The 13,715-nt window shown below is 52.9% G+C and carries 9 protein-coding genes; 2 read left to right on the top strand and 7 right to left on the bottom strand.

What is annotated here, in order from left to right:
- Positions 1–194: 194 nt before the first annotated feature.
- The 6 genes from NSU18_RS19990 to NSU18_RS19965 all read right to left on the bottom strand — a co-directional run bounded on the left by NSU18_RS19990 (position 195) and on the right by NSU18_RS19965 (position 8,242).
- Entirely contained in the window at positions 195–791 is a 597-nt protein-coding gene (locus NSU18_RS19990) for a hypothetical protein (RefSeq protein WP_341149853.1), read from the bottom strand.
- A gap of 272 nt (positions 792–1,063) precedes the next feature.
- Positions 1,064–1,543, bottom strand: coding sequence for a 23S rRNA (pseudouridine(1915)-N(3))-methyltransferase RlmH (rlmH, locus tag NSU18_RS19985; RefSeq protein WP_341015579.1), 480 nt, complete (start codon positions 1,541–1,543; stop codon positions 1,064–1,066).
- Between the two features lie 123 nt (positions 1,544–1,666).
- Complete coding sequence (locus NSU18_RS19980) at positions 1,667–2,869, bottom strand: DUF4179 domain-containing protein (protein ID WP_341149852.1); 1,203 nt, start codon at positions 2,867–2,869, stop codon at positions 1,667–1,669.
- Positions 2,870–2,915: 46 nt separating this feature from the next.
- Positions 2,916–5,003, bottom strand: a complete 2,088-nt coding sequence (locus tag NSU18_RS19975) for a M56 family metallopeptidase (RefSeq protein WP_341149851.1) — start codon at positions 5,001–5,003, stop codon at positions 2,916–2,918.
- 2 nt (positions 5,004–5,005) lie between these two features.
- A complete protein-coding gene (locus NSU18_RS19970) occupies positions 5,006–5,413 on the bottom strand; it encodes a BlaI/MecI/CopY family transcriptional regulator (RefSeq protein ID WP_341015572.1) in 408 nt (135 codons plus the stop codon).
- A gap of 246 nt (positions 5,414–5,659) precedes the next feature.
- Positions 5,660–8,242 (bottom strand): S-layer homology domain-containing protein, encoded by a 2,583-nt coding sequence (locus NSU18_RS19965; protein WP_445321815.1) that lies wholly within the window; start codon positions 8,240–8,242, stop codon positions 5,660–5,662.
- 207 nt (positions 8,243–8,449) lie between these two features.
- Here NSU18_RS19965 and NSU18_RS19960 point away from each other — a divergent pair, with 207 nt between their 5' ends.
- Together NSU18_RS19960 and NSU18_RS19955 are read left to right on the top strand one after the other, a co-directional pair.
- Complete coding sequence (locus NSU18_RS19960) at positions 8,450–10,810, top strand: AraC family transcriptional regulator (RefSeq protein WP_341149850.1); 2,361 nt, start codon at positions 8,450–8,452, stop codon at positions 10,808–10,810.
- A gap of 18 nt (positions 10,811–10,828) precedes the next feature.
- Positions 10,829–12,493, top strand: coding sequence for an extracellular solute-binding protein (locus NSU18_RS19955; protein ID WP_341149849.1), 1,665 nt, complete (start codon positions 10,829–10,831; stop codon positions 12,491–12,493).
- A 397-nt stretch (positions 12,494–12,890) separates the two neighbouring features.
- Here the strand turns inward: NSU18_RS19955 and nikE are convergent, their stop codons facing one another.
- On the bottom strand, positions 12,891–13,709 hold the full coding sequence (nikE, locus tag NSU18_RS19950) for a nickel import ATP-binding protein NikE (RefSeq protein ID WP_341151071.1): 819 nt from the start codon (positions 13,707–13,709) through the stop codon (positions 12,891–12,893).
- Between the last annotated feature and the right edge of the window lie 6 nt (positions 13,710–13,715).

Genomic DNA, 13,715 nt, shown 5'->3' with positions numbered 1-13,715 from the left:
CTTACCCCAGCAAGAGTATGCGCATCAGTTGTTGCGGCAGGGTTATGCTGTCTAAAGAGAGTTTCTCGTCGGCAAGCGAAAAAAACGATATTTTGTTGCCTGATTAACAGCTAATCCGTTGCACGTATCTGAGAACGAACAAGTCCAATTCACTTCAGCCCTTGCCGAAACGAGGGTCGAGTGGCAGGGTACCGTTATTTCTTCCATGGAAGTCTAAATGTAAGAGAGATGTCGATAGGATTAATTCTGCTATTAACCGTCACTTCCTTTAATTCAGTAGTCACCTCTCTTATAACTAGATCTTTCATCGGACATTTAAATAATGGTTTCTCTTTAGGAAATTCATCAAGGAAAAACCGTGCTTTCACAACTTGCCCTGGATTTATATGGGCTAAATGAATTGTACATTCCTCAGCATCTGTTCGCTCTAATTCCCATAAATATTCATAACCTGGTGGTATATCTTCGATATACCCAGGAATTACATATGTTGCTCCAACCGCCTCAATTGTTATAGGTGGATTTTCAATAGAACAATTTCCAGTATTAATAATATCTACTGCCAGCAAAGTTGGTTCAGGTAACAATTCATCTTTGTAAGTAATACGTAATTCACTTGTCGTATTTTTCAAGAACTCTCTGGATATGATTGGGAAAATTTGAATTTCATACGTTAGTTTTTGTGTTCGTATGCTCCTTCTTGTTAAATGTGCAGAAATGAACCATGAAGTGACACCTATGATTACTGTGATAAAAATAGAAACTATTGCAATGAGTTCTGGCGCCTGCAAATATAATACTTCCTTCCTAAGTAAATTTAGGGAAATATTACACCAACAATTTATCGGTGTAAACAGTTTTGTTCATTTCTGATAACGTCTTATTTGCAAAGTTCGCAAATAGTACATATCGTAAGTGTTTCCGAATTCATATTTTCCATAATCATACCATGCATTTGAAAACCTTTTTCCAATCTACATGCACAAAAATGCCCCCTAAAATCCATCTTTAGGGGGATAACCATTACAGCCCTCTTACCTCTTCCAATACCCATTTTTCGCCGTCACTTATGGTACGGTTCCCCCCTATTTATCTTCACCGCCCGGTAAACCTGCTCCACCAGCACCAGCCGCATGAGCTGGTGGGGCAGCGTCATGCGGCCGAAGCTCATGCGCTGCTGGGCGCGGCGCATCACCTCATCGGAGAGGCCGTGGCTGCCTCCGATGACGAAGACGACATGGCTCGTCCCGTAGGTGCCGAGCCGGTCGATCTCGGCGGCAAGCTCCTCGGAGCTCCAGAGCTTGCCGTCAATCGCGAGCGCAATGACATGCGCCTCGCTCTTAATCTGCGCGAGGATACGCTCGCCCTCGCGCACCTTCACCTGAATAACCTCTGCTTCGCTGAGGTTATCAGGGGCCTTCTCATCCGCCACCTCTATCATCTGGAACTTGAGGTAGGGCGTGAGCCGCTTGGCATATTCCGCGATGCCGAGTGTCAGATATTTTTCCTTCAATTTGCCTACGCTTATCAGTTGAATTAACATAATGCCTCCATCGGTCTGATCTTGTTATGTCCCTGTATTTTATCACATCCCTGCACACCCTATCCCGACAAAAGAAGAGCCATCCTTCACGGATGGCCCTAAGATACTTCAGATGCCTTGCAATTATTGCTTAGGCAAATCAACAACTAGCTGCTGCGTAGCCTTATTCTCCTTCAGGTTCATAAAGTCCAGGCGAAGCGATTGCGGTTTGTCCAACAGGAAGTAGTTTTCCGATACGATGGTCAGTGTATTATCCGAATACTTATAAGTAGAACCGCCCTCTTGCGGTTTGTACTCACCGTTCCCGCTCTTAACCAATAGTGACGGGTAGTAATTATTGTTAAATTTCTCCTTAAATGCCTTATCCGTAAACACAGCTTCATCTGAGGATAAAGTCGTGATGGTTGTTAATGGCGTCAGCTCCATGTTCACTTTAATCTGATGTCCAGCCATATCCACGGTCTCTTCCGGTGTCAGGGTCAGAGATTCCTGCTCCGAGACCTTAGGGTCAATCTCAAAGACTGCCTTCAGCGGCGGACTCTTCTTCACCTTGGCCTTCAGCGCGTTATACTTCTTCAGCAGCTCAGGACTGGTTTTGGAGGTTTTGTCCTTGGGATTCGCCTGAAAGGCTTTTTTAGCCTCTGCCATCATCTGTGCTTCCATCGCCTCTAACTGTTTCAGCTCACTGCCAGTTAGCGATGTTAGCCGAAACTCAGCAGCTACTTTTTGGGGAGCCGTGGTTAATGGGGGCGTTAGACGGATGACAGCCGTGCCGTGCATGATATGGTTTTGCTTAGCCGGGCTTACGCCATACACTCCAGCATCATTCATTTTCTTGCCGCTGATGACCTTCCCCGTAATGGCATCCGTCAATTGCAGCTCATGCACTTGCGGCGCCTGAGACGTGAATGCACGGTTACTGTCAGCCTGGGCGGTGAAAAGAATAATCAGCTCATATTTGTCGGTGATAACGCCGTTCAACGTCAACTTGTAGCCGTCTTTTGTAACAACGGTGTTCAAGGGCTGGACCAGATTATGCTTGATGGCATATTCGATCTGCTTATAATTCTGAATTCCTAGCTTAACAAAAGGGGCCAGTGCTGCCGATGGCTTCACCGCTGCCGCTGGAGCAGCCAACGCTTGACCCGTTACAGCAAAAGGACTGAGCACCAGCGCTGCGGCTGTCATGACTGCGACGATTGCGGTAGATAACCGGGTTCTGGAAGACCGCCGTTGATCTGGCGCTGACCCTTGCTTTGGCTCCTGTACAGGCTGCGTCTGCGCTGCTTCTGAGATCTCCATACCATTCCGCTTCATTTTAATCATAGTTACACTCTCCTTCATACAAATTATTAGTTTTATCCGAAACGAATCAGCTCTGATTCAGCGCCGTAAGATCAAAATTCATTTGATATGAACTCTCAGGCTCTTTCGTTCCCCTCAGTACCGGTGCCTTCTTGACGAAATCCAGCCGCAGCGATTGCGGTTTATCCATCAGGAAATAGGTCTCTGCAAGCATGTTCATCTCATAATCTGTATAGGTAATAGATGTACTGCGTGTTTGCTGCGTATGTTCTCCCGTTTCTGTCTTGCTCCACCACAGCATTGGAGAACCATATTTCTCATTGAAAGCTTTTTTGAATTCAGTGTTTTTAAAAACCGGTTTATCCGAATAAAATGTGACTATCGTTGTGAGCGGTGTCAATTGTAGTTTCACTCTGATCTTGTGTCCGCCTACATCAAGCGTTTCCTTCGATTGGATCGTATGTTCCTCTTGCTTCCAGTAATTTGCCCCCAAATCTAAGGTGGTCTGAAGTACCGGGGACTCCTGTGTCTTGGTTCCATTTGCTTCCACTGAACGCAACCGGAATTGAACCTTGATCTTTGAGGAAGGGTTCATCAAAGGCGGATCGAACTGAATTTTGGCAGCCGTATATTCAATATTCTTCTCCGGATGTTTAGTAGTGTTCCGCGGATCAGTCTGTCCATTAATTCGCTTGCCAGTCACAGCATCCCTAATGATCCATTCTACAAAATGAGAATTATGAGAGTCTAATGACCTGCCGGCGTCCACGCTCGCAGTATAGAAGATAAACAATTGATTCCTGTCCGCCATGAAGCCTGTCACCGTAACCTGGTAACCGTCTTTAGCAACCTTTATATTCATTGGTTTAAGCAGATGATGGCGAGTCACATACTCCGTCTGCTCCACATCCATGTGCAATAACGGCCCCAGGGACTCCCCTTGCTCCATTGCCGGTTCTGCACGTTCCTCCCCCGGAACGCTTCCAGTCAGCGTACCAGCGGGATTGGCCTTAGTACTCATGGCAACAGACTCACCCGGCTCCCTTGAGGCACCCGTTAGCGTCACGATGCTGAGTAGCGCGACCAGAATTACAGCTGCTGCGGAGATGCGGTAGGAGCCTTTGTGGAAAGACTGAATCATACGGATTCTTCTCTTAATCTGTTGCCGCTGCTGCGGGTTAGAGAAATAGAGATGACCCCTCCGCTCCCGGACCCGTGAGAGGTGCTTCAGGAATTCCACCAGCGTAAGCCCGTAATCGATGGCCTCCTCTTCCCCTAATACCTCCAACACATAGGCGTCGCACGCAACCTCTCTATCGAGCTTCATCCGCCGGATCGCCAGCCACATCAGAGGATTGAACCAATGTATCGTGGCGGCTAGGCTCCCTAGCAGGTTCCATAGCATATCCCTCCGCTTGCAGTGGGCAAGCTCATGCGCGAGGATGTGCCGCAGCCGGGAGGCATCCAGTTCCTGTAGAGCTTGCTCCGGGACAAAGATCCATGGACGCATTAATCCTGATAGATATGGGTTGTTAGCAGAACCCCCAGTATATATAGGTATCGCTCTCCTTATTCCAAACTGGCGTCTGGTGGCAAGAACCACCTTAAGAATCTCCGGGGCATTCACCCGTCTAAGCCGTCTGCGCTCACGCTGCATCCTCCGTATGTACAACAATCCATTCAGCAGCATAAGCATGACGCCCAGCAGCCAGATCACTGTGCCTATCTTCATCCAGAGCGGATAGCCCACGGCCCACGCAGAGCTGCGGTTATCCGCTACAGCACCTTCCTCTGCCCGGAGGATGTCTGTCTGCCCCTGTACATTCAAAACGGTGTTATTAGCCGGATATGTAACCTGATCTCCCTCTCCCGGCGGAAGCTCCTGATACTCACCCTTAGAAGCTCCAGTGTCCGGTCCCTTATCCAGGATAGCCGTTAAGAAATGCTTACTATTGCCGAGAATATGCAACATACTGACAGGGCTGTCCGGTACGGCAGGCAATAACAGCCGAGCGATAACAAGCAGCCATAGGAGGTAGCGCACCCGGGCGTTGATGAATCTCCGCAGAACATATTGCAGGAATAACACGGCCAGAATCACCATACTTGCCGCCAGTGTCTGTTCTGCGATACCGGCAAACCATCCGTAGATCATATTCATTCCTGCTTACCTGAGTTTCCGCTGGTGCCTTGCGACTTCTTCTCCCGGAGCAGCTGTTCCAGTTGTTCAATCTCCTGCTTGGACAGCTCCACATCCTCCAGGAAGCTGGTCACCATTAACTGGGTAGCTCCGCCAAAAACACGCTTCAGGAAGGAGCGGCTCTCGGCCCGGACACACTCATTCTCTGGCACCAGCGGATAGTAGAGATAGCTTCGGCCGACTTTCTCATACGCTATCGCGCTCTTCTTAAGCAGCCGGGTGACGAAGGTGCGCACCGTCTGCTCGCTCCATTCCACAGATGCAGGCAGGAGCCGGGTGATTTGTTCCGAGGTGAGCGGATGATGCTCCCAGATAATCTTCATAATCTCCCATTCAGCTTCTGAAATCTTCGGGGTTGTACTCATCATAACAGCTCCATTTCTTGGCGGCAGAATTAAATCTACAAGTGTAAATACAAGCTTTGTTCTATATATTACACTTGTAGATTTAATTTGTCAAATATGCCCACATTGTGATGAAAGCACGCGGAACGAAACCCTAAGTGACTGTAACATAGCAAAAAGCACAAGCCAGCGGCTTGTACTTCCTGCTTTCTATCCATAAAAATTCTATCCATAAGAACTTACTTACTCCTGTCACTCAGTTCCAGCTTACAACCCTGCAATCAGAGCTTTAACGGAGCTGTCGCTCTCCAGCGCCCGGATAATCACGGCCACCGCTTCAGCGCGGGTAGCCTGATTCTTTGGCGCGAATGCTGAGGCAGAGATGCCCTTCACCAGATTAGCCGAAGCCGCCTGGCGGATGGCGTCAGCTGCCCAGTAGCTGCTGCTGACATCCTTGAAGCTTGCCGGAGTGCCCGTCTGGAGCACGCCGAGATCAAGCACACGGCCGATGATTGTAACCATCTCAGCGCGGGTAATGGTCGCTCCCGGCTTGAAGCTGCCGTCTGAGTAGCCGGTTACGATGCCTTTATCGGCCAAAGCACCGATATAGCCTGCCGCCCAGTTGGACGCTGTATCACCAAATTTAGGGGCAGCAGAAGTGGTGCCCAGCCCGAAGGAGCGGGCGATCATCGCTGAGAATTCAGCTCGGGTCACCGGTGCATCCGGACGGAAGGAGCCGTCCACATAGCCGCTGATGATCTGCAGCTTCACGGCTGTAGCGATGGTGCTGCTGCTCCAGTGTCCTGCGGTATCCTTGAAGCTGATGCTCTGATTCTTCGTGGCTGCAATGGCTTCAGTTACGGTCTTGTATACAGCTTCTCTGCTGACCACTCCGGATTGGAACGGATTAACGCCGTTCTGTGGCTGTTTCTCCGGTTCAGCAGGAGTAGTGCTGCCATTCCCAGGTGTGGTGCCGTTGGTCCCTGGTACCGTTCCGGTATTTCCAGCCGGAGTCCCCGGCGTTCCGCCCGGATTGCCGCCGCCCGTTCCGCCGCTTGCCGTATCTGTGATACTAAGCGCAATCTGATCGCTCAGGTACATGACGTGGGTGTTATATTTGCTTGGCAATCCTTCAACCTCCACGGAGGTAAACTGCCCGCTGCGCTGGCTGACACCATGCGTAATGAGCGGAATCAGGCTGTTGCCTGGAACATAGCTGTTCGCGAAGTTCACCTTCAGCTTCCCGTCAGCCTTCACCTCACCCGTAACCTCAAGGATATCGTCTGCTCCAGTAAGGTCCAGTACAAGCGTACCCTCGGAGGCCTGAGTGAAGCTTCCTTCGATCAGTATTTTACCGTAGACGTTATCAACTACAGAACCGCCGGTATTCGTCACATTTCCTTTACCGAAGGCCGTTGCCGACTCTCCCTCCAGGACACCTGCGTTCACCTCTGTGCCACCGGAATACGTATTCCTGCCGGCCAGCTTAAGCGTGCCAGTCCCCTCCTTGGTCAGTCCGCCCGTCCCGGTGATATCATTGCGCCAGCGGTCTGCGGCGTGGAAGCCGCCCTTCGCAGCGTCCATCGCTACCGTTACGGGCTCAGCAAATGCACCGTACCCGTCAGCAGCGGCGAACAGGTTCAATCGTCCCCAGCCTTCGGGATCATTAAGCAGTGGATAACCGGAGGGGAGTGCCGTTGTTACGAGAACTGCTCTACGCTGATCCGCACTCATGTAAGGCAGGCGGGTCTCCAGCAACACCTCTGCTCCCTTAGGAGCAACAGCAGGCTCAGTCGTGGAGTAAATCTGCGGGAAGCCGTAGGTCAGCCGCTGGGTATACTGGGCCTTATTCTTCGCATAATCCGTGAACCGGTCTTCTGCGGTACCTGTCTGTGTGAGCAGCACTTCATGGGCCTGCGTGTAAGCCGCCTGCTTCAATGCCGCATTATCCGGGTCATTCAGCGCTCCCGCTGCGAAGGCCATGGCTGTTACCCGACCGCCCATAACGTCCAGCGGTGAGTGCATCCCGGCGACAACCCGGTTGTTGCCCATCTCCGAGGCCCGGGCCATCAGCTCCTGGAAGCGCTCAGGTACGGAGTACGCCAGAGCCAGGGCTGCCAGATAGGAAGCGTTGGTATGTCCGCTTGGGAAGCCGCCGTCTGTGGCAGGCGTACTGCTTCTCGCCGGCACCAGGGTCGGCACAATCACAGAGGTATCCTTCCAGCGGAACGGACGCTTGTAGCTGTAGAAATTCTTGGCCTGGCTCGTTGAAGCGTAATTGCCGCGGATGATTCCGATCAGGTCTACCATTTTACCCAAGCTTGAACTGGAATCTCCGGCCTTATTACTGTCATTACCATCATTGTATTTCACGGTAGTCGCATCATCTGGAATGCTGTTAATGGTCGTGAAGGTTCCTGACATCGAACGGTACACCTCAGACAACGGTCCAAGGCCGTCAGCCGCACCATAGGTCTGGTTCCGCCGGTCATCGTAATACGCTGCCTCCTCCTCTGCCGGAGTACGGGTCTTTGCCAGATCCGCTACATATTGAATGTTGTAATTAAGCACATCGGGATTCTTCATCTTCCCGGTATCCCAGGTGGCGCCCGGTGTCCAGAGATCCAGGAAGCCGGAGAGAACACCGATCGAGGGGTTGGAATACACCGCCATATTCACAGGTGTGTTATTCTTATAAGTATCTACGAAATGTCCCCATGCCGGAGCAGCCGGCAGCCCGGTTAATGAATGATCCGTGGCCGCCTCTGCAGGATGTACCGCGATAGAATTCGTGAGGAGTACCAGACCTGCCGTAACAGACAACAGCTTTCTTTTCGACTTCAAGTTCAATGTGTCAGCCCCTATCTTGTTATTTTGATTGCCTGAATCGGACTCAATATAGCACCTGCCTCCACCGCCGCTCAATAACACAATTTCGCAATTCTATGATTTTGGGAACAATTCAACCATTTCCGGCCATTTTACATTGATTTAACATGAATCCCGAACAGATTTGTGAGGGGCTAGTGTATAATCCGCCTGGGAGGAGAATACATCTTGCGAAAATGGAACTCTGCCTTTGCCGCCCTAGCGGCTTCATACATCTCTGTTGTGTTAGTCATTGTCCTCTTACTCTGTTCTGCCTTCTATCTCTATTTCTCGAACCATTATAAGGAAGAGCTTCAGGGACGCAACCGGCTCATCCTTGACAATACCGCCCGTACCCTGGAAGCTTCCGTGCTTCAGCGGGTCCAGCAGATCTATCTGGAAGTCTCTCTGAACCAGCGGGCGGCGCTCCGTATGCTGCCAGATGCTTCACTTCCAGCGAATCTCAGCAAGGTGAGCAGTCTCCAGGATTCGCTGAACCTGCAGGTATCCAATCATTCGGACCTGATTCAAGCCGTTCATCTGTATGCTCCCAGGCAGCATCTCCTGCTGTCCTCGCTGTATGGGCTGAAATTCCGCGCGGACCAGCAGGCAGGGGCCGCCTACTGGATGGACTGGGTGAACGGCATGAACCTTAATTCCCGTAACAGCCTTTGGACAGAGGCCCGGTTCGTGCCGGACGATATCGTCTCCAGCATCCCCGGCGGCAGCGGCAGCCAGCTGATCACCTATGTGCACAGCTATCCGTTCCAGTCCCCCGGGGCAGCCAGTGAGCTGCTGATTGCCATTGATCTGAAGGAGAGCGCGCTGCGCGCCATTCTGCAGAATATGATGCCTGCCCGCTATCAGAGCAGCTTCATTGCTACGCCCTCCGGCGGAATCGTGGCCGGCTCGAATCCAGATGCTGCCGCACAGGCCGACACCTATGCGGCCAGTATCTCGAATGCGCTAGCCTCTCCTGAGACCTCCGGGAACATGAGCCAGGACATCGGGGGCAGCACCTACGTCATTTCCTATCAGGACCTGCCGACCACCGGGTGGAAGCTCTTCAGTGCGGCTCCGGCGAACCTGTTCTATGAGAAATGGCTCGTTGTCCAGAGGGTCATCCTCTCCCTGTGTCTGCTTGCTCTATTGGTAGGAATCGGTCTGTCCGGCATTCTGGCCAAATTGAATTACAGTCCGCTTAAGCGGCTGCTTCGGACGATTAAGGACCTCTACGGCCCTGGGCCTGAGTTGCCAGGGGTGCGGGGACCCGCCCTTAACGAATTCGGAATTATTGACTCCGCCTTCAACCGCCTGAACGACAAAGTCACCACACTGGAGGGGACGCTTGAGGCCAGCAGTCCGCATATCCGGCAGAACATGATCCTGAATCTCCTTCAGGACAGCCCTGCCCAAGGCAGTGTAACCGCAGATCCGCAATTCCTGGGACTCTCTCCCGAGCACCGTTATTACTGCTGCCTGCTCCTCAACACCCGTGGAGCCTATGCCCGCATGAGTCTTAGCGGCTTGCAGGCAGCCATGAGCGGGATGACCGGAGAGCTTGAAGCGATCCGGCTTCACGGAATCCGTATTCTGGCTGAGGAGCTGCCGGACAAGCAGACGGTTGTCATTATCAGCGCGCGCGAAGCCTCCGGGACGCTGCTCGAACAGCTCTCGGACCGGATTACAGCAGCGGCGGAGCAGCAGTTCCAGCTGAATATTCAGCTCTCGCAGGGCTGCTGGGTGGATGCCATCAGCCTTCTCCACACGAGCTACGCTGAAGCGCAGACCTTGATGAAGTATGCTTATTTTCTGCCGGAGAGCAGGGTCTTGAAGGACCGGGAGCTGCTGAAGAAGGAGCAGAGTCTGGACGAAATTCCGCAGCCTGTACTAATGAGATTCAAGGATAAGCTGCAGACCCGGCAGCTGGATGAGACTCTGGCCGCGCTGGAGCAGCTGATAGCCGTCATGCGGGAAGGCAGCTACCCGGCGGATTATTGCCACTTCGTTCTGGCGAACACCGTATTTATGTACTCAGATTATCTGAAAAGCATCCGCTACACCCCTTCCGCGCACGGGCCTTTGGATCTGTATAACGAATATATTGCCCTGCCGGATATCCGGCATTTGCAGGAGTGGTTCGCCGCCTCCATCGGTAGCTTCATTATGGAGACACAGAAACGGAACAGTGACCGCGCACTCTGGGCCATTGAAGCGGCTAAGGCCTATATCGGGGAGCATCTGTCCGGGGATTTATCGCTGGATGCTGTATCCGCCAAGGTGTTCATCAGTCCTAAGTATCTAAGCAAGCTGTTCAAGGAAGAGCTGGGGGTCACCTACACCGACTATATTACCGGCATACGGATGGAAGAGGCCCGGCGGCTGATTGAGAACAACAACATGTCGATCGAACAAATCGCCGGCACGGTCGGTTATGGAACGACTCCATACTTCATCAAGCGCTTCAAGGAGATCTACGGCTGTACGCCGGGGAATTATCTGCGAACCGTGAATACACTGCCGCCGCAGGCGGAGATTAGCATGGGATAAGGAGGGTGCCATATGTATATGTATAAAAGATTAGTGCTCTTGCCCCTCCTGGGGCTGATCTGCGGCTGTAGCGGGCAGCCCGCTTTCCTCTCATCTGCGCCAGGACAAGAGCTGCCGGATACATCCGTTTCCGCTTCTGACTCTGCTGATTCTGCTGACTCTGCTGATTCTGCTGTTCTTGCTGCCTCTGCCCCGAAGCTCAAAATCTCCTGGACCATGCATCAGAATCTGCCGGTTGCGGAGGATGCCGTAATGGTACGGGAGCTGGAGCAGAAGTTCAACGTAGATCTGGACTTCTGGAATCTGCCGAACAACAAATACGAATCCCTGCTTGACCAGAGGCTGGTGCAAGGCAGCATTCCCGACCTGTTCCGGGTCCGGCAGACCCAGGATCTGTTGAAGTACCAGCAGCAGGACGTGCTCGCGCCAATTCCTGAGGAATTGCTGAACACCTACGCTCCCAATATTCTTAAGGCCATCCGCGAGAATGCACCGGCCTATCAGCAATATGGCCGCATTAACGGGACCTATTATGGCATACCGGTCATTAATCCTACCAACATCTATCGGGTCCCTGTGGTCTACCGGCAGGATTGGCTGGACAAGCTCGGCCTTAAGGTGCCGGACACCTTGGCCGACTTCGAGAAATTCATCTATGCTGCTGCGAACGAAGACCCGGACGGCAACGGGATCCGGGACACCTACGGCTTGTCGCAGGAGGGCATGAATGTGGTCTTCGGCGCGTTCGGGCAGATGGTCTTCACGGATCAGCTCTACTTCAGCCGGAAGGATCAGGGGCTGGTCATTGGCGCTCTGGAGCCGGATATGCAGGAAGCGCTGCGTTATCTCCGTAAATGGTACAAGGACGGAGTCATTGATCCCGAGTTCATCACCGGGGAGAATAGCGGAGGCTACAAGCATCTGTCGCACGCCTTCATTAACGGGCGGATCGGCATGACCTCCATGGGCAATTATTATCACTGGACACAGGCAGGAGCTTATACGGACTGGAGACTGGATGACCAGAAGGCAGCTAGGCTGGTTCCGGTAGAAGCCATGTTTAACGTCAAGGAGTTAACCGCCAAGCATCCGCAGGCCAAGATCGCTTTCGGGCGGCCGGTTAGCGGTCCGGACGGCAGGCGCGGCTCCAAAGCCTACGATATGCTGATGAGCTTCACTGCCATTGGCGCAGAAGCCACCCGGGAGCCGGGCAAGCTGGAGAGGATCCTCCGGCTGCTGGACTACGTCAGCGCAAATCCTGACCCCGATAAGGCGGCATCTCTGCAGTACGGTATTCAGGGGACACACTGGGACTGGGCCGGAACGGACAGGAAGGAGATCATCCTGCTGCCGCCGTATAACCATATGTTCAGCTACCAGAATACGATCGGTGCGGGGATCGGCATGACCCTGCCTATCCTTCCTGCCGGCCGGAGTGAGCAATGGGCGGCAACCCTGGGGCTGGATCACGACGGCATCTATAATGCCCTGGAGGTGGCTACTCCTTCTCTGATCAGGAACGGCCCTGGACTTATTAAGCTAAGAGACCAGGCGTACATTGCCTTCATCACCGGGGAGCGTCCGCTGGAGGAATTCGGGGAGTTCGTGGAGGAGTTCCTGGCGGCGGGCGGTGCGGAGGTACTGGCGGAAGCAAATGCTTCCTATAAGAAGCTTGATCCATAAGTGGAAAAGGTATCGCCCTTTCCGTCCTTTTAAAGAACGGTACCTTAGGAGATTACCTGCGCGACAGCCAGTTACATTCGGGCCACACGCCTGCGGCGCCAGCCAATGTATGCTGTTTTTCGCATACATTCGGGCCACACGCCTGCGGCGCCAGCTAATGTATGCTGTTTTTTGCATACATTCAGGCCATGCACCTGCGCGACAGCAAATGTATGCTGTTTTTCGCATACATTCGGGCCACACGCCTGCGGCGCCAGCCAATGTATGCTGTTTTTCGCATACATTCGGGCCATGCGCCTGCGCGACAGCAAATGTATGCTGTTTTTCGCATACATTCGAGCCACACGCCTGCATTGTGGGACTTTAGCTTCGATGATGACTCAGATACTTTGCGGCATTATTGTACAGCGTCCCCGGGCAGCTCCCTGTGCCGGTTCCGCGGATGCTCCGCAAGCATGGAATCGAGCATGCTGCGAACCGCAGGATTAGAGGACTGCAGGAACTGCTCCTTACTGTCGTTATATTCCACGATCTTGCCCTGATCCATGACAGCCAGTGCGTCTGAGATCATACAGGCGGCCTTAATATCATGGGTGATGAACAGATAGGACAGGCCGAACGCAGACCGAAGCTCCCCAAGCAGCCGCAAAATATTCGCCCCATTAATCATATCCAGACTACTAACCGCCTCATCCAACACGATGAGCTTAGGCTTCAGCGCAATCGCCCTGGCGATATTGATCCGCTGCAGCTGTCCTCCGCTGAATTGGTAGGGCTGCTTCTGCATGTCCGCCGCGCTTAGCCCGACACACTCCAGCAGCTCGCCTACCGCCCGCTTCTGCTCCTGAACGCTCAAGGACTCGTAATTGGACAGCGGCTCGCCAATAATCTGCTCTGCTGTCATCCGGGGATTCACGGCAGAATAACAATCCTGGAAGACCACCTGCAGATCGCGGCGGATGGTCCTGCGCGCCTGCGGGCTCAGCTTATACAGATCCTGTCCCTGAATTAGCACTTGGCCCGCGCGGGGCGGCTCCAGCCCGAGAATAACCCGGCCCAGGGTGCTTTTACCGGCTCCGCTTGATCCCAGCAGCCCCAGGCAGGTTCCCTCTTCTATATGAAGAGACACGCCGGACAGCACATATTCCTGCTTCTCCGAACGTCTCCACCGGCGGGATGCAGCATAGGTATGGGTAACTTCCCTGACCTCAAGCATGTATTC

It is taken from the genome of Paenibacillus sp. FSL H8-0048 (assembly GCF_038002825.1).
Lineage (GTDB): Bacteria > Bacillota > Bacilli > Paenibacillales > Paenibacillaceae > Paenibacillus_AQ.
Note: the sequence above shows the minus strand (reverse complement) of the source record. Positions and strands in the feature narration are given on the sequence as shown.